The sequence below is a fragment of the Pseudomonas sp. St386 genome (assembly GCF_018325865.1).
Taxonomy (GTDB): Bacteria; Pseudomonadota; Gammaproteobacteria; order Pseudomonadales; family Pseudomonadaceae; genus Aquipseudomonas; species Aquipseudomonas brassicacearum.
In genome coordinates this window covers 2,429,257-2,455,079 of the sequence record NZ_AP021900.1, presented here as the reverse complement: position 1 = coordinate 2,455,079, position 25,823 = coordinate 2,429,257, and the positions used below count along the sequence as shown (strand labels likewise).

The window sequence follows — 25,823 nt, the reverse complement described above, 5'->3', positions numbered from 1 at the left end:
TTTTCTATGCCCAGAAAAATCCCTACACCGCGGAACTCTGACGCAAAGAATATGAGGTAATCCCATAGCAGCAGCACGCCGTTACGTATCCAGATTCTCCGCCAGGTAATCCACCAGCTCGAGTGGACTTCGGCTGTCGATCACCTTGTAGATCACCTTGTAGATCAGATCACGTTTGCTGCGCGGTAGCTTCTTGACCACGCTCTTCGCCGAGGCCCTGACGGCTTCGTCTGTTCCATGGATACGTGCCGCGAGCAGCAGCACGAGCGTGGCGTCAGTGAGGTTCATGGCAAGACCCAATAAAATTCGCACCGCAGTGTACCGACACTTTCCTTTTACGCACCAGCATGCGCATCCAACAAAACGGCACCAGGACAAATCGATATTCCGATTGCCGCACAAAGGGAAACGCGTCAAAAGGACCGGTAAGGGTGGGAAGGGAATGGGGAGTCAAGGGTAAGAGCCCTATCCGAAAAGGCTAAAAGGCCACTGACTCTGCCAGTTCCCGGGAGGACCATGATGCTCAGTCTGTTTCGGCACAAAAGGCAAAAGCCTCCTCCGCCACCAACCGTAAACGTCGCCGATGGGTACCTGTCCATCGAATCGTCCCAGAGCTTGTTAGCAGCCGAGCATCGCCGCCAGTTGCTTGATCGCATTTGGCAGTACACCGCCCTCTCCCATCCGCAATTCAGCCAGCTCTATTTAAATCCGATCCATCGATACGCCGAGCTGGTCCAGCAGCTTCCAGCCAGCGAGACGCACCACCATGCTTATCTTGGCGGCATGCTCGATCATGGGTTGGAGCTGGTCGCTTGTAGTTTGAAACTGCGTCAGTCGTATCTGCTTCCCACCGGTGCCGCACCCGAAGACCAAGCCGCACAGACAGATGCCTGGTCCGCCGGCATCGCTTATGGAGCCCTGCTGCATGACATCGGCAAAATCGCCGTGGACCTGCTGGTCGAACGCCAGGATGGCCGTGTCTGGCATCCTTGGCAGGGATCCCTAGATCAGCCCTACCGTTTTCGCTACCTCAAGGGGCGCGACTACCACCTGCACGGCGCGGCCGCAGGCTTGCTCTACACGCAGATTCTCGACCGCCCGATCTTCGATTGGCTCAGTGGGTTCCCATCGCTCTGGGCCAACCTGCTGTATGTCCTGGCGGGTCAGTACGAACGTGCCGGCGTGCTGGGCGAATTGGTGACTCAGGCCGACCGCGTTTCCACTGCGCAGAACATCGGTGGCAACCCAAGCAAGGCATTACAAGCGCCCATTCCTTCGCTGCAACATCACTTGATCAGCGGACTGCGTCATCTGGTTCTGAACGAGCTGAAACTCAACCAGCCAGGTGCCGCGGGATGGCTGACCCAGGACGCACTCTGGCTCGTCAGTAAGACGGTCACGGACAGGCTACGAGCCTATCTGCTGTCGCAATCGATTGAAGGCATTCCCTCGTCCAATCTCGCGGTGTTTGACGAGCTGCAATCGCATGGATTGGTGGAGTCCACACCGGAAGGCAAAGCCATCTGGACCGCGCTTGTGGCACAGGGAAATTGGCAGCAGAGTTTCACCTTTCTGCGCCTTCAACCGGCGCTGATTTGGGGGAACGAAGACCGGCCCGAGGCTTTCAGCGGAACGGTGAGCATTGCAGCCCATGACCACTCAACTGACACCCAGATACCAACACCAGCGCCTGAGACAGCCAGTGCAGGATCAGCTCAAAGCCAACCGCAGCCGGATCCCATGGTACTAAAGGATGGCGATTACCTCGGCACGCTGCTGGACATGTTCGAGTTGGAAAAGCCTGAGGCCAGTGACGCACTGTCAGAAAGTGCTATCGAAATTTCAACGCTTCAATCGGATAACCCAGGCCAGGCATTCCTGAATTGGGTCAAGGAAAGCATTCTGAGCTACAAACTGATCATCAACGACAGCAAGGCCAAAATCCACACGGTGGATGGCAGCGTATTTCTGGTCACGCCTGGTCTCTTCCAACGCTATGCGCAGGAGTTTCCAGGCGTTTCGCAGGGTTCAGATCAGGAGATTGAGGCATGGCGCTGGGTGCAAAAGCAGTTCGAGAAGCTGAGGGTTCATAGGAAGCGAGACAATGGTCTGAACATCTGGACATGCCACGTGCAAGGTCCAAGGAAGAAAACCGTCCTCAAGGGATATCTGATTGAGGAACCGAAGCTACTTTTTGAATTAATTCCGCCCGACAATCCCTTCCTTAAAATCGAAAAAAACTGAACATCCTGCCCATTGATGGGTTCGAAACGCAGAGTTGGCCCCTGGAGAACCCTCGCTGCTTGATCGCCCCATTATCCGTCCTAGCGGGCTTTGCGTCCAATGATGGATTGGAACTGCTAATCCTGTAGGCCTTGCATTCCCTGCCCTACAGAGCAGACCTAGAAGCTGCGTACCACTTTTGTACCAACTTTACTTCCACACATTGATGCCCGGCCCCGCACGCCAGGCGGCAATCGGCCCAAAGCTGCGTCTCAAATTAGTGCCGTATCAGAGTATCCGGTCGCGATCTCATGGTCATTTTCGTCCAAGGAAAACCAATAAACCACTATACTTAGCCGATTAAATCTCGAGGCTCCGGAGCGTTCTACTACGCATACCAAGCAAGGCCACGGAAGGACATCATGAGGGCGTTTATGAGTGGCATGAAATCCAAAGGAAAGAAGCCTGCCGAGGCATCGAAACAGGTCACCCATGAACGTCATGATTTTCTCCAGTCAACCGTTCGACGCTTGCGGGATTGCGCGGGAAATGTCTGTTCGTTTCCCGATTGCCATGTGCATACGCACGGCGCGGCGTTCACTGGTGATAAGGCTGTGGGAGTCGGGGTGGCATGCCATATCAAAGCGGCTGCGCCAGGTGGTCCACGCTACGATTTCGAACAGACCAAGAACGAGCGTCGTCACATAAACAATGGAATCTGGATGTGTCAGACGCATTCAAAGCTTGTCGACGCTGACGACTCGGCTTACAGCGTTGCAACTTTGCTCGAATGGAAGCAAAAGGCGGAGGCGCGATCCAATCACCTTATCAACCAGAAGAGCTTCACTGAAGGTGAAGTCAAAGCTGCTGTTGAAGAGGGTACTGTTTCAATGTTGCAGCGCTGGGTGAACAAGTCTAGCGACCCCTTCAATACCCCCTTAGCCGAAATTATGCAGGGGTATGAGTCCGGACTGGAAGCGCTCGACCCGCGATTCAAGGTACAGGTCGACAAGGTCGGCGGTAGCTTCAATCATATCATCAGCGCCGCACAGGATACGGTCAGCCTACAGCTCATCCTCCAAGGTCTAGATCAGCTGGAGGGCTACTGGGAGGCGGAAAGAGCATTGTTTGAAGAAGGGCGGGAGCTGCAGATCCCCGAAGCGCATTTTAAGCTTGAAGGCTCGAAACTGTTCGATGCTATCCATCAGCGGGCTCATCGACCAGGCCCGGGCTTGCTTACAATGGGGGCGCCGAAGCGAGCGATGACCGCCAATCTTTACTTCCGTACCCCGGAAGGGCATGAGCGCGCAATTGATACTTTCACGTGCTACTACACCTCGGGTAGCGTGCGCACGGTTTTCAACGGGATGGCGTTGGGAGGCTTCCTTTCTGTTAAAGCTTCATGCGCCCATGACGGGCGGGATACGAAGTTCGATCTTACCTTCAGTGCCGAGGCTTGGCTCGGCAAGAACATCCTCGATCTGCCAGGTTTTGCCAGACTATCGAAGGCTACACAAAACCTCGAAAAGGGGCGTCTAGTTGTTGAAATTGAGGTCGGAAACAACGTCGCTTCCTTTGACACTAAATCCAGCCCGATCAATGAGGAATATCATGCTCAGTTGCGTTGGTTGATCGAGTATCTGGATTATGCTCGCAAGGTGGCAGAGCAATGCAGTGATCATGTCATCCTGAAGTCTATCGACTTTGACCACGAGGTTTATACGGTTCTTCGAAAGTACGTCAAATTGCTCGCTGGGCCAGTGGTAACTACCCGCAAACCGGGATGGTTTTGCGGCGGTTCGTTCACCTCTCACGATGTGTGCGAGCTTCCAAGTTTCGTGTCAACTGCCTCCGATCCTATAATCAAGCTTGCTCAGAAGGACACTATGACCTTTGAATTGTTTGGACAGGCAATTACGGCTCCACGTGTCGAGACGATTTATACCGATGTAAAGTTCTCATTGTTCAGTGATCTGGATGCCCGCGAGACCCCCAAGATAAGGTTTTATACGACTGATAAATCAACCATTACGACACAACTGCAAGCGGGAGATTCTTGGGTAGTTCACACAGACCCAAGCGTGCTTGGTGAACCGCTCCCACCTAGCAACTGAGTGGAGCAAACCGGGCTTCCGAATCGATATTACAATCTCGTTCTCATGTGAGCCTTGTAAACGGGACCAGTTATAAACCGCAGCTTGAATTGCACCCATACTCGTAGAAATATTCGTTAGGCCGCTATTGGATGATATCTGCCAACCGTACGCGAAATTACGAGCCTTATCGGTGATGGATTGAAACTATTAATTTTACAGACCTTTTAGCAAGGGGCCTCTAGCGCTAACGGCGAGAACCCGTACCACTTTTGTACCAGCGCCACTCCAGCGAACTGACCCAGCCAATCTTTTTTCGCCATCGGAAAATTTACCTTATCGTCACTGCTATGCTTGCATTCTCTCAAAAGCGAGTCGAAAGCCATGGCAAGCGAATATTCACTGACCGACGTTCTCGAACGGATCTATCAAAATCAGTTGGCCTTGGAAGCTGCGCTGATGGAGCTGACTCTATGGGCTGAGCAGCAAGACGCGGGGATCTTAGGTGAAAACGTTCGAGGGGCGCTTTTCACACTCGCCGAGAATGCAGGTCATATCAAACAAGGTTTAGCTCGATTGAACGGGATAGATCCCACCTGACTGAAATAGTGTCTAAGTGAGGGGGCGTCGACTGAAAAGTGTAAATGTTATGCACGGCACGCCCGAAAGTGGCCCTACAAAGGGAGTGCTTTATGCACTCCATATTTATTCATTTGGACTTTTCGCTAGTCCTCCTCGTCCGGGACAAGCGGCCCGTCGTAAATCGCCGCTAACCGAATCACTGCTTCTAAAGCCTGTTCCGGCATCGCTCTCCCCTGTATATTCTTGAGAACGCTCTCCCGGACTAGATACCTAGAAGGCATTTTGGGATTTAAGATGTTGTTCAAACCTATTCGCGAACAGGTTTTTAGCTCTTCATTAACTGCCACATCAAGAGCGCTTGGATTGATTTCAATCTCAAAGGGAAGTTTCTCGAAGATCCCACCATCAATGATCTCATCTATTACGGACTGATGCCATACGATACCAACTTGTGGATCTGCTTTTTCAGTTACTCCCTCCCGCCCGACGTAGATACCCGCAAGTATTGCAACATCGGTTTGGAATCGATAAGAGATACCACCTACTTGAACAGCACCTTTTGGACTGTAGTAAAGGACAGGTGAACCAGACATACCACTCTTCGACGCAGAGTCAACAAGGTATTTGGCTTGGCCATCCCATCCACTTTGTACTGACGAGGCGATTGTTGCGCGTTTCCAGACGGGCTGGGAATAGTAGTCTTGAAGGTTATGTGGATAGCCCGGGATGAAAAGCTCCTCAGTCACCTCTACATTTTTCAACCATGATTCCCTGATAGCTGGATCCGGTACTAGGTAGCGTTGTATAGGACAAAGATCAGCGGGAATATTGCTGATACTACTATCCAGGAGAGCAATCAATACCTCTTCAACCTCTTCACCAAAACGATGAAGCTCCATCTTTAGATTCCCCGTTGGATCAAAGGGGATAGCTACTACATCCACCCTTGGCCATCCTGACGGATGAATAAGGAAAAGGGCTTTCTCCTCATCCATCAACGGAAGAACAACTGACATCCGTGACGCACCAAAACCACCATAGCTAACAGCAAGGTTAACAACAACGTTGTTTGGTACTGCGTTCTGTTCGCTCTGAAATCTTAAATTATCAGGATGACGGCCTGTCAGGTTATGCCAAGCGGTCACCACATAAAATTTCCCCTCGCGCTCGTAAACCATACCCGTGCCGATGGCAAGATTCGTTCTTCCAAATCGCATCGTCAAATGAACAACTGAATTACTTACGGCGGCCATATTTGCTCCTTGCTTGCCAAATAGTCGCCAGAAGATAGCAATAAGCCAGCACAATTCCCAGAGCTGTTTTCCTGATCATTTTTTAAACATTCCATCCTTTTTTCTAACGCCCCTCATGCGCCTACCAAAGCCCTAAAGGACGCCCTTCTCCTGCTCAACATTTTTTCAAAGCTCCCAGCGGTACCGGAGTGACATTCCTTCAAGCTGGTCATAGAGAGATGGAACGTACTAATCCTAGAAGCGTTAGTGCTCCGGCCTGTGCGGACAACTAACGGTGCGCCATGCCTACGCGTTTCCCTCATGCTTTCAGCTTTTTTATGTTGACCCATAGGAAAATGGTTAGAAGGGTTAGTTTTTTCCTCGCTGCCCTGAAAGCCTTGTCTGGTAAGGCTTTGCGAAGAAATACCAAGGTTAGCTTGTGGTTAGTTTTGGTAATTTCCTAACCTTTATTGATGTTAAATACTCGATTTATAAAGTCTTTTAAAAACAGTAAGTTATTAAATCCTAACCTTTGACCTAACCCAACCTAACCCATCAAAGTTAGGCCTCAAACCCAGCAAATACGGGCGCTCCATCTCATCACACTCCACTCAAAAAAAACCTAACCCTTTTCCCGAGACACCTTCGGAATTCGACCGCCTGTGCTTACGTGGGAGCATTGCGAAAAGGCACCCGCCTTCGCAGGGTTTCGCAGGTTTTCGATAGCCTGAATTCGCTCCGACGGCCCCGGCTGGCTTGATTGAAAGGAAGATGCAGGGGTGCAGAAAAAAAGACCTATTTAGTCCGCAGGCGAGGCGGGGGGACGACGGCGCGCGCCAGGTGTGAAGCACGCCACTGCCGCCGATAGCGCCCCATTTCGGTGCGATTTCTTGGGGGGCGAAAAAAAGCCGCCTCGGCGGGCGGCTCATGGGGTTAGCAGGTCATCGACAGTGCACCTGCCACAGCTGGTCCAGTCTGGTCGTGTAGCTCTGGCTCATCATCTCCCGCCGCATGCCCCAGTCAGGGTTAACGGGCACGCTGGCTGATCGGAGTGTCCCTCTACCCCATCGCCCGTTGATCTGGTCCAGCACCGCCATCAACTTCGTGGCGTCGGCTGGTTGGGAGGTGGCAAACAGGTCGTCGGTGTACTCCCCCTGCTGACATAGGTTCATCAACAGCACCTCAGCCTTGCTGTACTTGAAGCCCGGCCGAAACACGCGGTCGAGCGCGTCTACTGCTGCCTTGATCAGCAGCCGCACATCATCAGTGGGGTACGGCATGTCGATCAGCACACCGTTGGCGTACTTCGCCTCCTCCGGGTTGAACATGCCGGTGCGGATGCTGACGCGGATCTTCTTGCACAGCGACTGCTGCGCCCTGAGCTTTTCCGAAGCACGCATCATGTAGGTAGCCACCGCTTCCTTGATGGGTGCCAGGTCCGTGAGCCGCTTCCCGAACATCCGACTGCAGCAGATTTCCTGCTTCGGTGGGTCCGGCTCGTCCAGCTCCAGGCACGGCGTGCCGGCCAGCTCCCGGGCGGTCTTCTCGATCACCATGCTGAACTTCTTGCGTAGCGTCCACGGGTCGGCCTTCGCCAGGTCCATTGCGGTCTTGATGCCCAGGGCGTCCAAGTGAAGTTTCATCTTGCGACCGACGCCCCAGACCTCGGACACGTCGGTGTTGCGCAGAACCCAGTCACGCTTGAACGGGTCGCAGATATCGACCACACCGCCGGTTTCCACCTGGAGCCGTTTGGCGGTGTGGTTTGCCAGCTTTGCCAGGGTTTTGGTGTGGGCGATCCCCACCCCAACCGGGATGCCTGTGCAGCGAAGCACCTGGCTGCGGATCTTCCTGCCAAGCGCATCCCGGCCATCAATGCCGGTCATGTCGGCAAAGGCTTCGTCAATGCTGTAGACCTCGACGGCGGGCACCATTGATTCAATGAGTGTCATGACCCGCTCACTCATGTCGCCGTAGAGCGCGTAGTTCGACGAGAACGGGACGATGCCGTGCTTATGCAGCTTGTGCTTGATCTGGAAATACGGCTCGCCCATCTTCACATAGGGCTTGGCGTCGTAGCTGCGGGCGATCACGCAGCCGTCATTGTTGCTCAGCACCACGATGGGCACGCGGGCCAGGTCGGGTCGAAATACGCGCTCGCAACTGGCATAGAAGCTATTGCAGTCGATCAGGGCGAAAACTGGCTGGGGTTTAGACATGGCTGCGCACGCTGCAGGTGATGACGCCCCAGATGATCAGCTCGTCGCCTTCGAGCACGTACCTCGGTGGGTACTTTGGGTTCTCCGACAGGAGAATCACCTCCCCACCACGCCTGCAAAGGCGTTTGCACACGGGTTCGTTGTTCAGCAGCGCCACGACGACGTGACCATGCGCAGGTTCCATCGCACGATCCACAACGGCTAGGTCCCCTTCAAAGATCCCAGCGCCTTGCATGCTCTCCCCTGCGATTGATACCAAGTAGACATGCGGGGCGCGAATATTCAGAACCTCGTCCAATGAGATGTGCGCTTCGATGTGGTCCGCCGCCGGGGATGGAAACCCGGCGGGCACACGAAACGAACACAGGGGCAGCTTCAAGCCACCCTCAGCAATAGGGCCCAAAATCGAAAAGCTCATGACGGATCACTTCCAGAAACCTGTACATATATACAGTTAACGTTGTACAAGTTTTGCGGTCAATTTCTTGTAAGAATATTCGGACAGATGGCTGAGCAGGCCCACGCTGATACAGGTCACGGTCGTGCGCCGCTCACCTGTGCTTCGTAGACGGATCGCCCGCTGGACTACGCTGACGTTAACCAGAGGGCTGAACAGGGCGGACGACTCTCCCAGTACACCGGAAGCCTTGAGCTCACCCGCGTGCTGAGCATGCCGAACGCCATGGTCAGTACCGTGGGCGATCAGCCCTTGGGACGCTATAACGGCGCACCCTCGAATCAGTTCGCACTCTTCCATCAGGGGGGTGACGTTCTACACGCCGATATGGTGCGTTGGGGCTCGAAGCTGCATTGGGCGAAGGATAGAACCCCGGTGAATGCTAGGGTCGAGAAAGTTGCGCACGGTCCTTACTACAAGTCGATCTGGCCGCACCGAGCACTGGCTCCAATCAACAGTTGGTTGGAATGGGTGGATGAAGGCGGGCCAAAAAAGCAGCCGTATTTGATCCGCCGAAAGGACCTAGCGCCGATTTTGTGCGCTGCCATCGGTCAGTACCCGACGGGAGCCTGGGAGCCGCTGGAGCATGACGGCTTCGTGATCATCACCGCTGACAGCCAGGGAGGCATCGTGAAAATCCATGATCGCTGCCCTGTGGCGCTGAATGCGGAACTGGCGCGGGAATGGATCGACCCCGCCACACCCACAGAGCGCCCCGAACAAATTGTGCTGCTGCAGGGCGAACCTAGCGAGGTCTTCGAGTGGTTCGGGGTTGACCAGGCCGTGGGGAATGTTCGCAATCAGGGGGCAGCCCTGATCCAATCGGTTTCCTTATTCGATCCACAGAAATAGTGTTATTTACACTTTTCGTGTAACACCTGCCCTGCGAAACTTATTCCTACACATAGGCTACCGCACCCAATAAAATCGGGCACTTCAACAAAATTATAATTTCGTGGAACAACATAGTACGAAATCTTAAGCGAAAAATAGAGCAGGAGATCTACACGTAAAGTGTTGTTAACAGCTTATGAAACTACACTATTGAATCTCCTCTACCACCGGACATCTTTGCCCCTAGGGCTAAAGGCGTATATACCCTCACACCAGCACAGCCGCCCTGCTTTAGGAGGGCTTAAGGTGTATGTCGTCGCCTCATTTAATTATTTCTTAAAACATCCGTTGACGACCGAGCCGATAAACATTTAGTTTATTAACAGCCCTACCCAACGTCCACAAACACCGCGCTTATCAGCGTGGCGAGTTTCTTTGCGAGAAGAAGAAATGAACATAGTTATTTTATTGACGGCGACTGTTGTATTGCTTATCAGGATCTCTGAGCTGCTGGAACGATGGGGCATTGGTTGCCCAGGCTTCTTTTTTTGATTTCAAACCGGGGAGCTGACAGTCTGCTCCCCTAGACTTGAGCGGGTCAGCCCGGGCGATCAGGAAATGAGCCGTTGCTGAGGAGCATCTCCCATCAAAACAACCTTCCTAGTGCTTCCGGTTTCCCAGTTCATTATCACCAGTACACCGCTGAGCTATGCCTTGCCGGGCTTTTTTTTCCAGCTGCTGACCGTATTGCCAGCCTTGGACCGTCCAGGCGATGGCCGCCGAAGCGGCGACTAAAACGCACGGTAGAAGGCCGGCGACCAACACGCGGTATTGCAGCGGAATCAGGTCGACTAGACGCATAACACCGTCGGCAGGCCTCGACTACAGTTCCGTGCCAAGCAGTACTCAAGCAAGGGGTGACGCCCATTTGTCACCGCGCTAGGACAGCAACTCAGCTTGGGCTCAGGGCGCTGCAAACGATCCGCACAGTCGCGTCGAAATTCTCCGGAGTCAGCACATCGATTGGCGCACGCCTCTTAAGTCGCTCATGAGGCTCACAGACCGCCCGATAAAGCCTCCACGCACCGGTACCCGGAAACCTCGCTAACGCAGCAAGTACCAACTTGTGCCGCAGTGGATCAAGCTGCCAATCCGGAATGCGCTGACCACGATTCCCCAGGCTGAGGGACAGCAGACGCCGAGCCTTAATATCACGATTGATCTGATCTCGGGATTTACCAGCCAATTTAGCGAAAACAAGTAACGGTAAATTACTAGCGGCCTCATAGATGGCAAGCATCTCGGCGCGTTCGCGCTGGATGTCAGACACGTGAGATTTATGCGGCATTTCAGTCGGGACCGAAAGAGGTACGACAGGCGACTGGTGCGGCACGATAAGAGCTGGTTCGCCGCTAACCGAAGCCTTGGGCACCGAGACGGTTGTCATTGGAAAGGTGCCGTTGAACTGAATGGAGTTTGCGCTCGCGCTTTCCAGCGACGGCAGCGAAGCAGCACCCTCCAACCGGATGGTAAGCGGAGAGCTAGCCGCTTTCAGCTGGCCCTGCCCCCAAAGATCAAGACGGTTCGCCCAGTCCTGCATCATGGTCCGGCGCTGCTCCACGTATTCCGCGTGATTGTAGGCCGCGCTCACCTTGTCCGGATCAGCATGAGAAAGCTGAGCATCCACCCAAACCTTTGGATACCCGATCTCGTTCAGCGCCGTCGAGATCGTCGCCCTCATCCCATGACCGGTGAGTTGATCGGCATACCCCATCCGACGCAACGCGCCATTCAGCGTGTTCTCGCTGATGCGCTTGCTCAGATCGCTTCGATGCGCAAACAAGTAGCGCTGTGCGGGGACAACCTGGTCCAGCAAGTGACGCACGATCTCCAGCGCCTGAACCGACAGCGGCACTATATAAGGCGGTACATTTTGAGTCTGCTTACCTGGCTTCCGCATCGCTAGCTGGAGTTGTTTCACCACTTCCGCCGGTATGACCCACAAGCGCTTCTCCAGATCGAACTGGTCGGGTGTCGCCAACCGCAATTCGCCCGTGCGGACACCGGTCAGCAACAACAACCGAAGGCCAAGCCGAGTTTGGTTGGCGCCACCGTAGTTTCGAAGAGCAGCCATCAATGCCGGAAGCTCGTCCATTCGGAGAAACGGATTGTGCGTCACTGGAGGCTTGGGAAGTGCGACCACATCAAGATCTGAAGCTGGGTTGTGTTCCAGCCCCTCGATCTTCACCAACGCATAGCGGAACAACTGGTTGAACCAGGTCCGGCATTTTTCGGCGGTCGTTAAGGCCTTGCGTTGCTCAATCCTGCTCAGCAAATCCAGCAGATCGTGACGATTGATATCGTAAATGGACCGCCCGCCCAGCATGGGCAAGACGTCTTTACTGAAGATTCTCAAGATCTGCGAGAGCGTGCTCTGGCGTCCTTCCTTCAGGCTTAGCCTGCGGAACTCCACCCACTGATTAAACACCGCTTCGAAGGTGTGCTCCTTCGCAGCATGAACAGCTAGTCGCTGTTGTTTACGATGCTCGTAGGGGTTGATGCCCTGGGCAACCAAGGCGCGCGCCTCGTCACGTCGCGTGCGCGCCTCTTTGAGGCTGATTTGCGGGTAACAACCCAAGGACATGCGCTTCTGCTTGCCCGCCCAGTAATAACGGAAGAGCCAGACTTTTCCGCCTCTGGCCGTCACATTGAGAGTGAGACCATCACTGTCACCGAGGGTGTAGTCATTACCGGTGATTCGGGCATGCCGAACTGCCATTTCTGAGAGTGCCATCGCGAGCTCCTGAACAGAGTCAGGGCCAGATGCTCATCTCGCTACACAATCTGCTCCAGCATTAAACCGATTCAGTGCTCGTCAGAATCCTGGACTCAATTCTGGACTTAAACGCACCGGATAGTGCTGGATTTCAGTGGTTCCCGCTGGAACGAAAAAAGGGCCTAAAGGCCCTTATTTCAATCACTTACAGAATTCAGTGGAACTCTGTAGCGCAATATTTGGAGCGGGAAACGAGACTCGAACTCGCGACCCCGACCTTGGCAAGGTCGTGCTCTACCAACTGAGCTATTCCCGCGTCTTGGTGTGGCGCATTCTATAGATTCAAATTACGCCGTCAACCCCTTGATTCAAAAAAGTTTTATTTCGGCTCTACATCCGTCCGCAGATGCGGCCAGGCGGCGCGCAAGTATTGGACCATCGACCACAGCGTCAGCCCAGCGGAAACCAGCAACAGCGCATAGCCCAACAGCACCCAGAAGCTGAAGTCCGAAGGGTTGGCCAGCAGGATCACCAGCGCCAGCATCTGCGCGGCGGTTTTCCATTTGCCGAGGTTCGACACGGCGACCTGGGCGCGGGCGCCCAGCTCGGCCATCCACTCACGCAGCGCCGAGACGACGATTTCGCGGCCGATGATCACCGCCGCCGGCAAGGTCAGCCAGAGGTTGCCGTGTTCCTGTACCAGCAGCACCAGGGCCACCGCGACCATCAGCTTGTCGGCCACCGGGTCGAGGAACGCGCCGAACGGCGTGCTCTGCTCCAGGCGTCGAGCCAGGTAACCATCCAGCCAGTCCGTCGCGGCGGCGAAGGCAAAGACCGAGGCGGAGGCCATGTAGCTCCAGTGGTACGGCAAATAGAACAGCAAAATGAAGATCGGAATGAGCAGGACGCGTAGGACGGTAATCAGATTTGGGATATTCATCGGCACAACTGGCTGCGAGGTTGACGGGCATTCTACTCGCTGTGCAGGTTTGCATAAATCGACTCAGCGAGCTTTTTACTGATACCGGGTGCTTTGGCTATCTCCTCGATGCTGGCACGAGACAGTTCCTGCAATCCACCAAAATGTTTCAACAAGTCGCGGCGGCGCGTCGGGCCGACGCCTGCCACACCTTCCAGTGTAGACGTCCGGCGCGTCTTGCCACGGCGGGCACGGTGTCCGGTGATGGCAAAGCGGTGGGCTTCGTCGCGGATCTGCTGGATCAGGTGCAGCGCCGGCGAATCGCCCTTGAGGGTGAACTCATGGGCGGCGTCGTTCAGGTACAAGGTTTCGAAACCGGCCTTGCGCGTCGCGCCCTTGGCCACCCCCAGCAGGATCAGGTCGGGCACCATCAGTTCATTGAGCACATCGCGGGCCATGGACAACTGGCCCTTGCCGCCGTCGACAAGGAGGATGTCTGGCAACTTGCCCTCCCCGTCCTTGAGCTTGCCGAACCGGCGCATCAATGCCTGATGCATCGCCGCGTAGTCATCGCCGGGCGTGACGCCTTCGATGTTGTAACGGCGGTAATCGGACTTGATCGGGCCTTCCGGACCGAACACCACGCAGGACGCCACGGTTGCCTCGCCACTGGAGTGGCTGATGTCGTAGCACTCCAGCCGCTGCGGCGGCTCGTCCAGGTTGAGGACATCGGCCAGGGCATCGAATCGCGCCGCCACGTGTTGACGGTTGGCCAGGCGCGCGCCCAGGGCCTGTTCGGCGTTGGTCACGGCCAGTTGCTGCCAACGGGCACGGGTACCGCGAACGCGGTGGCTGATGGTCAGTTCACGACCGCGAAGCTTGTCGATGGCTTCGATCAGGGCCGGGAAATCCTCGTGGACCACGTTGACGATCAACTCGGCAGGCAAGTCGCGTTCCGGGCTGCTGACGTAGTACTGGCCCAGAAACGCCGCCATGACCTCAGCCACGTCCTCCTCGATACCCACTTGGGGAAAGAAGTTCTTGCTGCCCAGCACGCGCCCGCCGCGTACGCTGATCAAATGCACGCAAGCGCCGCCCGGGTTGATGAACGCGGCGATCACATCGACATCACCGCTGCCACCTTCCATGCTCTGCTGGTCCTGAACGCGGCGCAGCAGGCCAATCTGGTCACGCAGCTCGGCAGCCCGTTCGAACTCAAGGTTGACCGCCGCGTCTTCCATGGCTGCCGACAGTTCATCGGTAAGCGCATTGCTGCGGCCCTCCAGGAACATCACCGAGTGACGTACGTCTTCAGCGTAGACCTGCGGCTCGACAAACCCCACGCAAGGCGCCTTGCAGCGCTTGATCTGGTATTGCAGGCAGGGCCGGGTGCGATTCTTGTAGTAGCTGTCTTCACACTGGCGAACGAAAAAGGTCTTCTGCAGCAGGCTGAGGCTTTCACGAATCGCCCCGGCGCTGGGGTAAGGACCGAAATACCGACCCTTGGCCTTTTTGGCGCCCCGATGAATGCTCAGGCGCGGAAAGGCCCCGTCGGACAGAAACACGTAGGGGTAGGATTTGTCGTCGCGCAGCAGGATGTTGTACGGCGGGCGCCATTCCTTGATCAGCGTCTGCTCGAGCAGCAGCGCCTCGGTTTCATTGGCGGTGATCGTCGTTTCGATTTGCGCGATGCGCCCCACCAGGGCAGAGGTCTTCGGGGCGAGGCCGGTCTTGCGAAAGTAACTGGCCAGGCGCTTCTTGAGATTCTTGGCCTTGCCGACATAAAGCAGGCGTGCGTCGCCGTCGAACATGCGGTACACGCCGGGGCGGCCGCTGCAAGTGGAGAGGAACGCACTTGGATCAAACAATTCAGTCATTTTCAGGCGCTGGCATCGACCATGCCGTGGCGCACCGCCAACAGTGTCAATTCGACGTCACTGCTGATCGAAAGCTTCTCGAAGATACGGTAGCGGTAAGTGTTGACGGTTTTTGGCGACAGGCACAGCTTGTCGGAGATGATCTGCACCTTCTGGCAACCGACAATCATCAGCGCAATCTGGATTTCCCGCTCCGACAGTGCATCGAAGGGAGAATCGTTGGTTGGCTGGAACGACTTGATCGCCAATTGCTGGGCGATTTGCGGGCTGATGTAGCGTTGCCCGGCAAAAACCAGACGAATGGCCTGGACCATCTCGTTCAACCCAGCACCCTTGGTGAGGTAACCCGCCGCGCCCGCCTGCAACAGCCGGGTGGGAAACGGATCCTCTTCACACACGGTCACCGCGACCACCTTGATGTCCGGGTGACTGCGCAGCAGCTTGCGCGTGGCCTCAAGGCCGCCGATGCCAGGCATCTTGACGTCCATCAACACCACGTCGGGCTTCAATTCGCGCGCTTTGATCAGGGATTCTTCCCCGGATTCAGCCTGGCCAACTACCTGCAGGCCGTCGATGTCAGCCAGCATTCGTGTAATGCCCGTACGGACGAGATCATGGTCATCGACCACTAACACCCTAATCAAGCAGACACCTCACGATTTGGTCTTATTTGGGTTGCACAACACCTTAGCAAAAAGCGTCCGGCAGACCTAGCGCAAAGGGACAGATAAAAGTTACAACGCATCTTTATTGGCATAACGTCCGAGGCTTCAAGCACCGGCGTCTCGCTGCATCCTCAGGAAACACTCATCCTCGCCCACGACACGCAGGCCCATGCGTTCGTACAACGCCCTGGCCGGATTATCCTTGAACACCGTCAGGCGCAGCGCCGGCCGACGCTCCAGGCCCACCAGATCCCAAACCTGTCCGATCACCCAGGTACCGGCGCCCTGCCCACGAAACGCTTTATCAACCTGCAGTTCCCGGATGTACAACGCCCGGGCATCGCGGCTGAGGCTGACAAAGCCCAGTGCCTGGCCGGCACGACTGATTATCCAGTTCTGGCGAATAATCCAGGCCAAGTCGAACGCTTCGTCCTGCCAGAGCAAATCATGCTTGAGGTAATAGGCAAGCATGTTGTCGCAGGTCAGCTGCCGGGCGAAGTCGATGTCCCCAGCCGTTGCGGCACGCCACTCGAAACTCATGAACACCTCATCCAAGCACGGCCACCGGCACGACTTGCCCTACCCAACCGTTGACGTCGCGGCGGGCGATCACCAACAGCTCGCCCGTGCCGGGCGCTGCCGCGAGCAACGAACCGTCCGGGCCCCAGATAGCACTGCGACCGGCAGACTCCCAGCCTCCGGTGGCGCCACCATGATTGGCCATCAGCACGGTCATGGCATGCTGCCGGGCATATCCTTGCAGCAATGTCGTATCGGGCACGTAGCCACCCTCGGTGATCAACACCCCCGCCGCATATAGCGTAGCGCCCTGCCCGGCTGCCGCGGCAGCATGGCTGGCGTGGGAAAAATCGGCGCATATCGCCAGGGCGATGCAATCCTGCCCCATCGCCAGTATCGAGCCGCCATGCCCCGGGGCGAAGGCGACTTCTTCCCCAGGGTGCAGATGCTGCTTGCTGTACACCCCGAGGGAACCATCAGCGCCGAGGACCAACGCGCCGATCAACACCGGGGCGGCCGCCGACAGGCGAATCGGCAGGCCCACCACCGTCGTCAGGCCGAGCTCGCGGGCCAGGTCGCGCAGCGGTTGCAATACGCCATCCTCCGGCAGGATGGCCAGGTCCGCCGCCAAGCCACGTTCGTAGCCGGTGAGCGACAGCTCAGGAAACACGAGCAACTGCACGCCCTGTTCAGCGGCCGCCTGCATGAAATACTGATGGCGCACGAGGTTGGCACGAACGTCCCCCGCGATGGAGATCGACTGGGCGGCGGCGAAGGCTGGAGCGGTCATGGGTCATCCTTGGGAGGCGCTGCAAACCTGAAGTTTGTCACAAAGCCCAGCGGACTCAAGCCGGGGCGAACAATTGCATGCCCTCGATAGAATTTTCTGATTGAACCGGCGCCCCGTCCTCAAGTAAGCTCAGGGCCATTCATCGGAGACAGACCATGTTCAACGCCCTCTCACCGCTTCAAACCGCCAGCGCCCCGCGCTTGGTTGCGGCTGCCTGGGCGAACAGCGTGCAAACTCCGGTCAGCTTTTATTTTGGGTATTGGTTTAGCCACTGGCGCGCCTGATACCCAACCGGCGCCCATTTTAAACGGGTCGCCTTCCAGAGTTTTCCAAACCCCCGGTCGGCCTCCCGACCGGGGGTTTTGTTTTTTCAGGCCCCACACATTTGCAACACCAGACAACTTGAGGATTGAGCCATGAACTACGCCACTTATTACCGTTACGACAGTTTTTCCGCCTGGCGATTTACCAGCCACCGCTCGGGACAGCCTGCCGCCTCCGATCGGTCACCTACCGGTGGCAAGCCTCAATTGCGGGCCAATCCGGCCAATTGTCGAACACCCCACTAGGACCGGCGCGCGGGAATGAACCCGCTGCCCGTCCAGGAAGCCAGATCATGAATTCGTCCGTCTCCGCTTTGCCGCTGTCCACGCTCAACCCTGCCAACGAAGCCCTGACCCTGCGTCTGCCGAGCTCGTTGCAACTCAAGCACCAATTGCCGCTCAGCACCGCGTTGAGCCATCAAGTGAGCGCTCATCGCCAGGCCATCCGCGCGATCCTCGACGGTGAGGACTCCCGCCTGCTGGTCATCGTCGGTCCCTGCTCGATCCACGACCCGAAATCCGCCCTCGAATACGCCGCCAACCTGGCTCGCGTGGCTCATGAAGTGCGCGACAGCATGCTGCTGGTCATGCGCGCCTACGTGGAAAAGCCCCGCACGACCGTAGGCTGGAAAGGCCTGGCCTACGATCCTGGCCTGGATGGCAGCGACGACATGGCCGCCGGCCTGACCTTGTCCCGGGAACTGATGCGCGAGATATTGCAGCTTGGCTTGCCTGTCGCCACCGAACTGCTGCAACCCATGGCCGCCAGCTACTTCGACGACCTGCTCAGTTGGGTGGCCATTGGTGCGCGCACCACTGAATCGCAGATCCACCGGGAAATGGCCAGCGGCCTGGGCATGCCCGTGGGGTTCAAGAACGGCACCGACGGCGGGGTCGGCATTGCCTGCGACGCCATGCGCTCTGCCGCCCACCCCCATCGGCATTTCGGCGTGGACAGCCAGGGGCATCCGGCGATCATCCAGACGCCGGGCAACCCCGACACCCACCTGGTGCTGCGCGGCGGTCATCGCGGGCCGAACTACGACCAGCAGAGCGTCACGCAGATACACCATGACCTGACCCGCCTCAAGATACCGGCCCGGATCATGGTGGACTGCAGCCACGCCAACAGCGGCAAAGACCCGCTGCGCCAACCGCAGGTGTTCAATGACGTGCTGGAGCAACGGCTGCAAGGAAACCGCTCCCTGATCGGCATGATGCTCGAAAGCCACCTGTTCGAAGGCTGCCAGCCGTTGGGCCCGTCGATGCGCTACGGCGTCTCGGTCACCGATGGTTGCCTGGGCTGGGAGTCTACCGAGCAGTTGTTGCGCGAAGCCCATCGCAAGCTGCAATTGCCAGCCTGAGGTCCCGAACCCACCTTCCCCTGGAACCAGGGGGCGGCGTGGGCCCCTTTGTGGGAGCGAGCTTGCTCGCGATAGCGTCAGTTCAGCCAGCATTAATGTTGCCTGAAACACTGTCATCGCGAGCAAGCTCGCTCCCACAGAGGTTGTGCCGGGCTTCGCTTAGCCTGGCGCACTGGAACGAACCTGGACCGTCACCCACTCGGAACGCTGGCTGACGTCATCCAGGCGCTCAACCTGATAGAACACGCCCACCGACCTGTCACCTTGATCCTGCCAATACGCCGCAGGAATCACAAAAACGAGCGGTTGGCCTGCCGTGGCCTCGGTGATTTCGCGTTCACGGACATAAGACGAGTTCCCGTTGCATTGCAACCAGACCAGCTCGCCCGCCTCAAGCCCGGGATCATCGATGACAATCGTCACCCCCTCTTGCAAATCGTCGACATTCAGCCACCCGTCGTTCATCTCCCGAATCCTGGGCGCCTTCAACGCAGGACGCTGTAGCGGACCGATGCGCAATGACAAGGGCTCGGCGCGGCGCACCGAATGTCCACGCCTGACGACATAGGCCAAGGCCAGGTTGTGTCCCACATGGGGAGCAATCAGCGAATGATCGATCCAGAGCGACACCTCACGACCAACCGCATGGGTTTCTATTTCCAGCACATCGCGCCAAAGCGCGTTGGAACCCTTGCTGGCCGTCAAGATCAACCGATCGCCAACCGCCATCCTGGCGTAGGGCCGAATGGTCAGCCACGTTCCGTCGGGCACCCGACTCGGATCAAGGCTGCCTCCGACCGCGTCGTTGGCAACGGCAGGCAGCAGTTGCGGTGATACATCGCCGATATCCAGTTGCAGGTGTTGCGAAACCAGGGTGGCCGGCAACTGTTTGCCCGTCACCTGGTAGGAAAGCTCCAGCGAGCCACCGTCCAACTCGGCAATATGCGGTTCGCGCACGACGAACACGACGTCTCGCCCTACTTGCCGCTCCGTGACGAACCCGACCACTTCATGTCGGTAAGACTCACCCTCGTTGTTGAGCCCATGCCAACGCAGCAGCACCTCATCCCCGCACGTCATCAGTGGATAAGGTTTGATGGTAACGACGGCCTTGCGCCAAGCGGGGTCGATCACCCCGTCCCGGGCCGCTGCCAGGATCGGTGGCGGCAGCCTTGTCCCTGAAGTTGAACGGGATCGTTGAAGAGAGGGGTAAGTGATCATGTACAGGCTCCAGTCCTTGGATGAAGGCACCGTTTGCATAACGGCGCTCGATGGGGCCATTAAAACCTGCTCGCGGCAAACCCACAGCCAGACAAGACAACAACGGCGGTGGTCCCTGGCGTTCAAAGCTGTAGCTGCAAACGACTCGGGTTATAGGAGAGCTCCTACACATGTAGCCACCGTCGGGGGATTTCCCATTCTTCCCACTTTTTCTATTCCGGTTTCCCCGGTTCAGCGCGGTTTTTTCCTACACCGTCCATTACGGGTCTGGATTAGAGTGAGGTCGCAAATTCACCGTGAACCTCTTCGAAAAAGGTACGAACATGCAACGGAATGCAACCACTCAATTTCCCATCCTGTTGGTCCATGGGTTGTTCGGGTTTGACAGGATCGGCGGTTTCGAACTTTTCCATGGCATCAAACAAGCCCTGCGCGCAGGCGGTGCCCGGGTGTTCATCCCGTACCTGTCGGCCACCCATTGCAACGAGGCCAGAGGCGAACAACTACTGGCGCAAATCGATCGGGTCCTGGCCGGCACCGGTGCGGCCCGGGTCAACCTGATCGGCCACAGCCAGGGTGCGCTGGCCGTTCGATATGCTGCCGCGCTGGCACCCGACAAAGTTGCCTCGGTCACGTCGGTCAGCGGCCCCAACCATGGTTCCGAACTGGCCGATTTCCTGCGCAAGGCCCTTACCCCCGGACGGTTGCCAGGGCATGTGGCACGAGACGTCGCCACGCTGTTCGCCGATTTCATCTCGCTGCTTGACGGGCAGGCGCAGCTATCGCCCACCGCCGTCGCCGCGCTGGCGACGTTGACCACTGAGGGCGTGGGCGCCTTCAACGACAAATACCCCCAGGGCCTGCCGAAGCACTGGGGTGGGAACGGCCCGGACCGAGTCAATGGCGTGCGCTACTACTCATGGAGCGGTACGTTGCCCGAGGCTACAGGGGAAGCATCGGAGCCTTTGCAGGGTTTCTGCCGCGCCTTTTCCGACTACTTCATCACCGAAGCCGAGCAGAACGACGGCCTGGTCGGACGCTTCAGTTCGCATCTGGGCAAAGTCATTCGCTCCGACTATCCAATGGACCACATGGAGGCCATCAATCCAGGAGTCGGCACATTACGCAAGGGTACAGACCCCACAGAGCTTTACCTGCGCCACGCCGAGCGCCTGCGCAAAGCCGGCCTTTGATCGCCGGCCCCAAGGTTTTGACGCAATTTTGACAACAACCCGTCAATGAATCCGGTAGGCTCAACACCTTTAAATACAGCGAAAGGAATTTCCCCCATGGCCAAAGCCACTGCCCGCCACATCCTGGTTTCCACCGAAGACAAGTGCAACGAACTCAAGGCCCAGATCGAAGCCGGCGCCGATTTTGCCGAAGTTGCCAAGGCCAACTCCTCCTGCCCATCCAGCCGTCAGGGTGGCGACCTGGGTTCGTTCGGCCCGGGCCAGATGGTCAAGGAGTTCGATACCGTGGTGTTCAGCGCACCGATCAATGTGGTCCAGGGTCCGGTCAAGACTCAGTTCGGTTACCACCTGCTGGAAGTGACCAGCCGTCAGGACTGATGGCTCCTTGTGGGAGCAAGGCTTGCCCGCGATGAACGATAACGCGGTTTAGCTGTTGGACCGCGGCGCGGCCATCGCGGGCAAGCCTAGCTCCCACAGGCCTTGCCCCCACAGATAAATCCCTTCGCCATAAGGACTGGCGATCCACGCGCCGCTCGCGTACAAATCGTGTCATCGATCACCCGGCTTTAAGGCTGACAATGCGACTGGCGTTCCCTTCCCTGCTATTGACTGCCGTGGTCCTGCTGACAGGCGCCGTCGGCGTCGATGCAGCACCGCAACATGCCCTGACCGTCTATGGCGAACCGGCCAAATATGCCGAAGGCTTCGGCCACTTCGCCTACACCAATCCCCAGGCCCCCAAAGGCGGGACCCTGCGCCGCTCGGCCGTCGAGATCGGCCACTTCGACCACATCCTGCCCTACATCGACAAAGGCATCGGCGTCAGCCAGATCGACGGGATGCTGTATTCGCCCCTGGCCCAGCGCTCGCTGGATGAACCCTATACCGTCTATGGCCTGGTAGCGCAGAAGATGGAGCGGGCCGACGATGGCCTGTCCCTGCGCTTCTACCTGAACCCCAAGGCGCGCTTCGCCGATGGCAAGCCCATCACCGCCGAGGACGTGCGCTACAGCTTCGAGCTGTTGATGACCCAGGGCAGCCTGCGCTATCGCACCCAGTTCGCGGCGGTCAAGGACGTCGTGGTCGAGGACGAGCGCACCGTGCGCTTCAACTTCAAGAACAATGAAAGCCGCACCCTGCCCCTGGACATCGCCACCTTGCCGGTCCTTCCCGAACATTGGTGGAAGACCCGCGATTTCGCCAACGGCGGTGGCTACGAGGCGCCACTGGGCAGCGGTCCATATAGGGTGAGCAAGGTCGATTCCGGGCGCAGCATTACCTTCGAGCGCAATGCCGATTGGTGGGGCAAGGACCTGCCAGTCAGTCGCGGCCTCTACAACTTCGACCACTTCAGCATCGAGTATTTTGGCGACACCGATGTGGCCCGCCAGGTGCTGCGCGGCGGCGCCTATGACTACAATCGCGAGTTCTCCGCCACCGGCTATGCCATCGGCTATGACAGCCCGGCCCTGCACGACGGTCGCCTGCAAAAGGCCCACCTGGCCACCGAGGCTCCCCAGACCGCCCAGGGTTTCGTCTTCAACCTGCAGAAACCGCAGTTCCAGGATCGTCGTGTGCGCCAGGCCCTGGCGATGCTCTGGGATTTCGAATGGAGCAATCGCCAGATGATGCGCAATGTCTATGTGCGTCAGCAGAGTTACTTTTCCAACACTGAACTCGCCGCTCGAGAACTGCCCGATACCGGCGAACGGGCGATCCTCGAGCCGTTGCGCGGACAGATTCCCGACGAAGTCTTCACTCAAGTCTTCCAGGCTCCGAAAACCGACGGCAGTGGCGTGATCCGCGACAAACAACTGCAAGCCCTGGCGTTGCTGGAACAGGCCGGCTGGAAACCGGACGGCGACCGCCTGGTGAATGCCGAGGGCGAGCCGCTGAGCTTCACGTTCCTGAACAGCCAGAACGGTATGGATCGCCTGTTGCTGCCCTACAAGCGCACCCTGGCGCAGATTGGCATCGACATGAGCATCCGGCGCATCGACGCGTCCCAATACGTCAATCGCCTGATGAGCCGTGACTACGACATGATCATCACCGGCTACCCGGTCAGCACCTCGCCGGGTCTGGAACTCTACAACTACTTTGGCTCGGCGGCGGCCAACGACCCGGGGGCCAACAACTACATGGCCCTGCAGAACCCGGCGGTGGATGCCCTGATCGACGGCCTGGTCAAGGCCACGACCAAAGCCGACATGCTCCACCACGCCCGTGCACTGGACCGGGTGCTGCAATGGAATTACTACTGGATCCCCAACTATTACCCGCCGGGCAGCTCGACCGTGTGGTGGAACCGCTTCGGCATCCCGAAGGTACAGGCCAGCAATGACGAAGCCATCGAGAGCTGGTGGGAAGTGAGCAGCACACCGTTGACCAACGAGCAGATGCGTGCCGAACTCATCAGGCGCGGCACACCCGGAGGGCGGCATTGATGTGGGCTTATATCGCAAGACGCCTGCTGCTGATCATTCCGACCCTGGTGATCATCCTGCTGGTGAACTTCGTCATCGTACAGGCCGCGCCGGGCGGGCCGGTGGAACAGGCCATCGCTCACCTGCAAGGCATCGGCGGCGCCAGCATTGGCAGTTCGGGCAACACCATGACCGGCAGTTCCCGCGCCAGCCGGGGGCTCGATCCACAGTTGATCAAGGACATCGAGAAACAATACGGCTTCGACAAACCGGCCCACGAACGCCTGTGGCTGATGCTCAGCAGCTACGCTCGCCTGGACTTCGGCAAGAGCTTCTTCCGCGGTGCCACGGTCACCGACCTGATCCTGGAAAAAATGCCGGTGACCATTTCCCTCGGTCTCTGGGCGACGCTGCTCACCTACCTGGTGTCGATTCCCCTGGGCATTCGCAAGGCCGTGCGTCACGGTTCCGCGTTCGATGTGTGGAGCAGCACGGCGATCATCATTGGCTATGCCATGCCGGCGTTCCTCTTCGCGATGTTCCTGATCGTGGTGTTCGCCGGCGGCACCTCGCTGAACTGGTTTCCGGTGCGCGGGCTGGTATCGGACAACTTCGAGTCGTTGTCGACGCTGGGCAAGATCGCCGATTACTTCTGGCACCTGGTGCTGCCGGTCACGTCACTGGTGATCGGCGGCTTCGCCACCCTGACGATCCTGACCAAGAACTCGTTCCTCAATGAAATCACCCGCCAGTACGTGGTCACCGCGCGTGCCAAGGGCATGAGCGAACGCCGGGTGCTGTACGGCCACGTGTTCCGCAACGCGATGCTGCTGGTGGTATCGGGTATTCCCCAGGCGTTCATCAGCGTGTTCTTCGCCGGTTCCTTGCTGATCGAGGTGATTTTTTCCCTCGACGGCCTGGGACGCATGAGCTACGAGGCCGCGGTGTCCCGGGATTATCCGGTGGTGTTCGGTTCGCTGTTCATCTTCACGTTGTTCGGTCTGCTGATCAAACTCATCGGCGACCTCTGCTACACCCTGGTGGACCCGCGCATCGACTTCGCCGCGAGGAACGCCTGATGTTCAAGTTTTCCCCCTTGGGCCGTCGGCGCTTCGAACGCTTCAAGAAAAACCGTCGGGGCTGGTGGTCGCTGTGGCTGTTCATCGGCCTGTTCATCCTGAGCCTGGGCGGCGAGTTGATCGCCAATGACAAGCCGCTGGTGGTCAGTTACCAGGGCTCGCTGTATTTCCCGGTGTTCAAGCGCCATACCGAACAGGAATTCGGTGGCCAACTGCCGTTCCAGGCCGACTACCGCAGCAGCTACGTGCAGAACCTGATCCACAAGGACGGCGGCTGGCTGTGGTTTCCACCGATCCCGTTCAGCGACGACACCCCCAATTACGACCTCAACCAGCCGGCCCCGAGCCCACCCTCGACCGTGAACTGGCTGGGCACCGATGACCAGTCCCGGGACGTGCTGGCCCGGGTGATCTTCGGCGCGCGAGTGTCGATCCTGTTCGCCCTGGCCCTGACTGCCATCAGCGCGCTGATCGGCATCGCCGCCGGTGCGTTGCAAGGCTATTACGGTGGCTGGGTGGATTTGCTCGGGCAACGCTTGCTGGAAGTCTGGTCCGGGCTGCCGGTGCTCTACTTGCTGATCATCCTGTCCGGCTTCGTGGAGCCGAACTTCTGGTGGCTGCTGGGTATCATGGCACTGTTTTCCTGGCTGGCCCTGGTGGACGTGGTCCGCGCCGAGTTCCTGCGCGGGCGCAACCTGGAATACGTGAAAGCCGCCCGAGCCCTGGGTTTGTCGGACCGCAAGGTGATCGTGCGACATATCCTGCCCAACGCGATGAACGCCACCCTGAGCTACCTGCCCTTCATCCTCACCGGGGCGATCTCCACCCTCACCGCCCTGGACTTCCTCGGTTTCGGCATGCCGGCCGGCAGCGCCTCCCTGGGCGAATTGATTGCCCAGGGCAAGCAGAACCTGCAAGCGCCATGGCTGGGGCTGACGGCGTTTTTCACCCTCGCGCTGATTCTTTCTCTACTGGTGTTTATCGGCGAAGCGTTGCGAGACGCGTTCGACCCTCGATCGTGAAACGGCCAT

At 57.8% G+C, this 25,823-nt stretch carries 22 protein-coding genes and 1 tRNA gene; 11 read left to right on the top strand and 12 right to left on the bottom strand.

What is annotated here, in order from left to right; translation table 11 throughout:
* Window positions 1-81: 81 nt before the first annotated feature.
* Window positions 82-288 carry a hypothetical protein gene (locus KI235_RS10825; RefSeq protein WP_212795685.1) on the bottom strand — a complete coding sequence of 69 codons (207 nt, stop codon included), beginning with the start codon at window positions 286-288 and terminating at the stop codon, window positions 82-84.
* A 231-nt stretch (window positions 289-519) separates the two neighbouring features.
* Between KI235_RS10825 and mobH the strand changes: the two genes are divergently transcribed.
* From mobH to KI235_RS10810, 3 genes are all read left to right on the top strand, one after another.
* Window positions 520-2,244, top strand: a complete 1,725-nt coding sequence (gene mobH / locus KI235_RS10820) for a MobH family relaxase (protein ID WP_212795862.1) — start codon at window positions 520-522, stop codon at window positions 2,242-2,244.
* 413 nt (window positions 2,245-2,657) lie between these two features.
* Window positions 2,658-4,337, top strand: coding sequence for a hypothetical protein (locus tag KI235_RS10815; protein WP_212795684.1), 1,680 nt, complete (start codon window positions 2,658-2,660; stop codon window positions 4,335-4,337).
* A gap of 363 nt (window positions 4,338-4,700) precedes the next feature.
* Window positions 4,701-4,916, top strand: a complete 216-nt coding sequence (locus tag KI235_RS10810; protein ID WP_212795683.1) for a hypothetical protein — start codon at window positions 4,701-4,703, stop codon at window positions 4,914-4,916.
* A 125-nt stretch (window positions 4,917-5,041) separates the two neighbouring features.
* Here the strand turns inward: KI235_RS10810 and KI235_RS10805 are convergent, their stop codons facing one another.
* The 3 genes from KI235_RS10805 to KI235_RS10795 all read right to left on the bottom strand — a co-directional run bounded on the left by KI235_RS10805 (window position 5,042) and on the right by KI235_RS10795 (window position 8,767).
* Window positions 5,042-6,151, bottom strand: a complete 1,110-nt coding sequence (locus KI235_RS10805) for a hypothetical protein (protein ID WP_212795682.1) — start codon at window positions 6,149-6,151, stop codon at window positions 5,042-5,044.
* Between the two features lie 920 nt (window positions 6,152-7,071).
* Window positions 7,072-8,349 (bottom strand): translesion error-prone DNA polymerase V subunit UmuC, encoded by a 1,278-nt coding sequence (gene umuC / locus KI235_RS10800; protein ID WP_212795681.1) that lies wholly within the window; start codon window positions 8,347-8,349, stop codon window positions 7,072-7,074.
* Window positions 8,342-8,767 (bottom strand): S24 family peptidase, encoded by a 426-nt coding sequence (locus KI235_RS10795; RefSeq protein ID WP_212795680.1) that lies wholly within the window; start codon window positions 8,765-8,767, stop codon window positions 8,342-8,344. Before KI235_RS10795 ends, umuC begins: the two co-directional genes overlap by 8 nt.
* Window positions 8,768-9,019: 252 nt before the next feature.
* On the opposite strand from KI235_RS10795, the gene KI235_RS10790 reads away from it, so the two are divergent.
* The gene (locus KI235_RS10790) at window positions 9,020-9,658 is read left to right on the top strand and encodes an SOS response-associated peptidase family protein (protein WP_212795679.1); all 639 of its coding nucleotides are present in this window, start codon (window positions 9,020-9,022) and stop codon (window positions 9,656-9,658) included.
* A 934-nt stretch (window positions 9,659-10,592) separates the two neighbouring features.
* On the opposite strand, the gene KI235_RS10785 is transcribed toward KI235_RS10790, so the two are convergent.
* From KI235_RS10785 to KI235_RS10755, 7 genes are all read right to left on the bottom strand, one after another.
* Complete coding sequence (locus tag KI235_RS10785) at window positions 10,593-12,434, bottom strand: integrase arm-type DNA-binding domain-containing protein (RefSeq protein ID WP_212795678.1); 1,842 nt, start codon at window positions 12,432-12,434, stop codon at window positions 10,593-10,595.
* 222 nt (window positions 12,435-12,656) lie between these two features.
* Window positions 12,657-12,732: transfer RNA gene (locus KI235_RS10780), tRNA-Gly, on the bottom strand.
* A 63-nt stretch (window positions 12,733-12,795) separates the two neighbouring features.
* Entirely contained in the window at window positions 12,796-13,356 is a 561-nt protein-coding gene (gene pgsA, locus KI235_RS10775) for a CDP-diacylglycerol--glycerol-3-phosphate 3-phosphatidyltransferase (protein ID WP_003200282.1), read from the bottom strand.
* Window positions 13,357-13,388: 32 nt separating this feature from the next.
* On the bottom strand, window positions 13,389-15,212 hold the full coding sequence (uvrC, locus tag KI235_RS10770; RefSeq protein ID WP_212795677.1) for an excinuclease ABC subunit UvrC: 1,824 nt from the start codon (window positions 15,210-15,212) through the stop codon (window positions 13,389-13,391).
* A 2-nt stretch (window positions 15,213-15,214) separates the two neighbouring features.
* On the bottom strand, window positions 15,215-15,856 hold the full coding sequence (gene uvrY / locus KI235_RS10765; RefSeq protein ID WP_003200277.1) for a UvrY/SirA/GacA family response regulator transcription factor: 642 nt from the start codon (window positions 15,854-15,856) through the stop codon (window positions 15,215-15,217).
* 126 nt (window positions 15,857-15,982) lie between these two features.
* Window positions 15,983-16,417 (bottom strand): GNAT family N-acetyltransferase, encoded by a 435-nt coding sequence (locus KI235_RS10760; RefSeq protein ID WP_013692724.1) that lies wholly within the window; start codon window positions 16,415-16,417, stop codon window positions 15,983-15,985.
* 7 nt (window positions 16,418-16,424) lie between these two features.
* Window positions 16,425-17,186, bottom strand: a complete 762-nt coding sequence (locus KI235_RS10755; protein WP_027912545.1) for a carbon-nitrogen hydrolase family protein — start codon at window positions 17,184-17,186, stop codon at window positions 16,425-16,427.
* 416 nt (window positions 17,187-17,602) lie between these two features.
* Between KI235_RS10755 and KI235_RS10750 the strand changes: the two genes are divergently transcribed.
* Both KI235_RS10750 and KI235_RS10745 read left to right on the top strand, forming a co-directional pair.
* Entirely contained in the window at window positions 17,603-17,755 is a 153-nt protein-coding gene (locus KI235_RS10750; protein WP_003200270.1) for a hypothetical protein, read from the top strand.
* A gap of 47 nt (window positions 17,756-17,802) precedes the next feature.
* Window positions 17,803-18,873, top strand: a complete 1,071-nt coding sequence (locus KI235_RS10745) for a 3-deoxy-7-phosphoheptulonate synthase (protein ID WP_013692722.1) — start codon at window positions 17,803-17,805, stop codon at window positions 18,871-18,873.
* A gap of 159 nt (window positions 18,874-19,032) precedes the next feature.
* On the opposite strand, the gene KI235_RS10740 is transcribed toward KI235_RS10745, so the two are convergent.
* Window positions 19,033-20,094 carry a hypothetical protein gene (locus KI235_RS10740; RefSeq protein ID WP_069971609.1) on the bottom strand — a complete coding sequence of 354 codons (1,062 nt, stop codon included), beginning with the start codon at window positions 20,092-20,094 and terminating at the stop codon, window positions 19,033-19,035.
* Window positions 20,095-20,417: 323 nt separating this feature from the next.
* Here KI235_RS10740 and KI235_RS10735 point away from each other — a divergent pair, with 323 nt between their 5' ends.
* The 5 genes from KI235_RS10735 (at window position 20,418) to KI235_RS10715 (ending at window position 25,814) form a co-directional block, all read left to right on the top strand.
* On the top strand, window positions 20,418-21,287 hold the full coding sequence (locus KI235_RS10735; RefSeq protein WP_028236632.1) for a triacylglycerol lipase: 870 nt from the start codon (window positions 20,418-20,420) through the stop codon (window positions 21,285-21,287).
* A gap of 96 nt (window positions 21,288-21,383) precedes the next feature.
* Window positions 21,384-21,665: a peptidylprolyl isomerase gene (locus tag KI235_RS10730; RefSeq protein WP_003200262.1), complete on the top strand. Its 282-nt coding sequence runs from the start codon at window positions 21,384-21,386 to the stop codon at window positions 21,663-21,665.
* A gap of 200 nt (window positions 21,666-21,865) precedes the next feature.
* The gene (locus tag KI235_RS10725) at window positions 21,866-23,734 is read left to right on the top strand and encodes an extracellular solute-binding protein (RefSeq protein WP_003200260.1); all 1,869 of its coding nucleotides are present in this window, start codon (window positions 21,866-21,868) and stop codon (window positions 23,732-23,734) included.
* The gene (locus KI235_RS10720; protein WP_003200258.1) at window positions 23,734-24,792 is read left to right on the top strand and encodes a microcin C ABC transporter permease YejB; all 1,059 of its coding nucleotides are present in this window, start codon (window positions 23,734-23,736) and stop codon (window positions 24,790-24,792) included. The genes KI235_RS10725 and KI235_RS10720 overlap by 1 nt, the downstream gene beginning before the upstream one ends.
* On the top strand, window positions 24,792-25,814 hold the full coding sequence (locus tag KI235_RS10715) for an ABC transporter permease (protein WP_018608049.1): 1,023 nt from the start codon (window positions 24,792-24,794) through the stop codon (window positions 25,812-25,814). Before KI235_RS10720 ends, KI235_RS10715 begins: the two co-directional genes overlap by 1 nt.
* The last annotated feature ends 9 nt before the right edge of the window (window positions 25,815-25,823 follow it).

Excerpts from the sequence above, each read along its gene's own strand:
- KI235_RS10755 (WP_027912545.1), bottom strand. The coding sequence starts at position 17,186 with ATGACCGCTCCAGCCTTCGCCGCCGCCCAGTCGATCTCCATCGCGGGG.
- umuC (WP_212795681.1), bottom strand. The coding sequence starts at position 8,349 with ATGTCTAAACCCCAGCCAGTTTTCGCCCTGATCGACTGCAATAGCTTC.
- KI235_RS10725 (WP_003200260.1), top strand. The coding sequence starts at position 21,866 with ATGCGACTGGCGTTCCCTTCCCTGCTATTGACTGCCGTGGTCCTGCTG.
- KI235_RS10790 (WP_212795679.1), top strand. The coding sequence starts at position 9,020 with ATGCCGAACGCCATGGTCAGTACCGTGGGCGATCAGCCCTTGGGACGC.
- KI235_RS10715 (WP_018608049.1), top strand. The coding sequence starts at position 24,792 with ATGTTCAAGTTTTCCCCCTTGGGCCGTCGGCGCTTCGAACGCTTCAAG.
- KI235_RS10825 (WP_212795685.1), bottom strand. The coding sequence starts at position 288 with ATGAACCTCACTGACGCCACGCTCGTGCTGCTGCTCGCGGCACGTATC.
- KI235_RS10785 (WP_212795678.1), bottom strand. The coding sequence starts at position 12,434 with ATGGCACTCTCAGAAATGGCAGTTCGGCATGCCCGAATCACCGGTAAT.
- KI235_RS10740 (WP_069971609.1), bottom strand. The coding sequence starts at position 20,094 with ATGATCACTTACCCCTCTCTTCAACGATCCCGTTCAACTTCAGGGACA.
- uvrC (WP_212795677.1), bottom strand. The coding sequence starts at position 15,212 with ATGACTGAATTGTTTGATCCAAGTGCGTTCCTCTCCACTTGCAGCGGC.
- KI235_RS10760 (WP_013692724.1), bottom strand. The coding sequence starts at position 16,417 with ATGAGTTTCGAGTGGCGTGCCGCAACGGCTGGGGACATCGACTTCGCC.
- KI235_RS10810 (WP_212795683.1), top strand. The coding sequence starts at position 4,701 with ATGGCAAGCGAATATTCACTGACCGACGTTCTCGAACGGATCTATCAA.
- KI235_RS10750 (WP_003200270.1), top strand. The coding sequence starts at position 17,603 with ATGAACTACGCCACTTATTACCGTTACGACAGTTTTTCCGCCTGGCGA.
- KI235_RS10735 (WP_028236632.1), top strand. The coding sequence starts at position 20,418 with ATGCAACGGAATGCAACCACTCAATTTCCCATCCTGTTGGTCCATGGG.
- KI235_RS10720 (WP_003200258.1), top strand. The coding sequence starts at position 23,734 with ATGTGGGCTTATATCGCAAGACGCCTGCTGCTGATCATTCCGACCCTG.
- KI235_RS10745 (WP_013692722.1), top strand. The coding sequence starts at position 17,803 with ATGAATTCGTCCGTCTCCGCTTTGCCGCTGTCCACGCTCAACCCTGCC.
- KI235_RS10805 (WP_212795682.1), bottom strand. The coding sequence starts at position 6,151 with ATGGCCGCCGTAAGTAATTCAGTTGTTCATTTGACGATGCGATTTGGA.
- KI235_RS10730 (WP_003200262.1), top strand. The coding sequence starts at position 21,384 with ATGGCCAAAGCCACTGCCCGCCACATCCTGGTTTCCACCGAAGACAAG.
- KI235_RS10795 (WP_212795680.1), bottom strand. The coding sequence starts at position 8,767 with ATGAGCTTTTCGATTTTGGGCCCTATTGCTGAGGGTGGCTTGAAGCTG.
- pgsA (WP_003200282.1), bottom strand. The coding sequence starts at position 13,356 with ATGAATATCCCAAATCTGATTACCGTCCTACGCGTCCTGCTCATTCCG.
- KI235_RS10815 (WP_212795684.1), top strand. The coding sequence starts at position 2,658 with ATGAGTGGCATGAAATCCAAAGGAAAGAAGCCTGCCGAGGCATCGAAA.
- mobH (WP_212795862.1), top strand. The coding sequence starts at position 520 with ATGCTCAGTCTGTTTCGGCACAAAAGGCAAAAGCCTCCTCCGCCACCA.